Source organism: Pseudoalteromonas sp. ABE4_541 (assembly GCF_056312285.1).
The window spans coordinates 1-584 of the sequence record NZ_JBSVEM010000052.1 but is presented as its reverse complement, the minus strand read 5'-3'; the positions used below and the strand labels follow the sequence as shown (position 1 = coordinate 584).

The 584-nt window shown below is 50.7% G+C and carries 1 protein-coding gene; it reads right to left on the bottom strand.

Annotated features, from left to right (window positions below):
- The coding region (locus tag ACW689_RS21430; protein ID WP_476294446.1) for a calcium-binding protein at positions 1-584 on the bottom strand (584 nt) is incomplete at both ends.

The window sequence follows — 584 nt, the reverse complement described above, 5'->3', positions numbered from 1 at the left end:
CCTTGTCCGCCGGATAGCGTGTCATTACCGAGGCCGCCATGTAGTGTGTCGTTGCCACTACTTCCGTTGAGCTTATCATCACCAGCTAAACCGCGTAGCGTATCATCGGTCGTAAAGCCCGTCAGGGTGTCGTTATCATCGGTCCCTGTCAGTTGTGTGACTGCAAATTCGATCTGAGTCAAATCGAGCGCCGTGCCATCGGCCATTTCGATACGTTCGATTTTATAAGCTTGGGAGCCCCCATAATAACTGGTTAATGTTAAGGTTTCGCCTGTTGAGACAAGGGTGAGTACCAAGTCACTTCCGTTACGAGACCACTTCATGTCTTCTACCGATATACTGTCGTCTAGGATTAAGGTGTCAACATGGGAGTCATTGCGCGCGTCATAGCGGTCATACTCATGAATGGTGTCATTACCTTGACCTTTGCCCCAATGATAGGTGTCATTGCCTTGTCCGCCGGATAGCGTGTCATTACCGAGGCCGCCATGTAGTGTGTCGTTGCCACTACTTCCGTTGAGCTTATCATCACCAGCTAAACCGCGTAGCGTATCATCGGTCGTAAAGCCCGTCAGGGTGTCGTT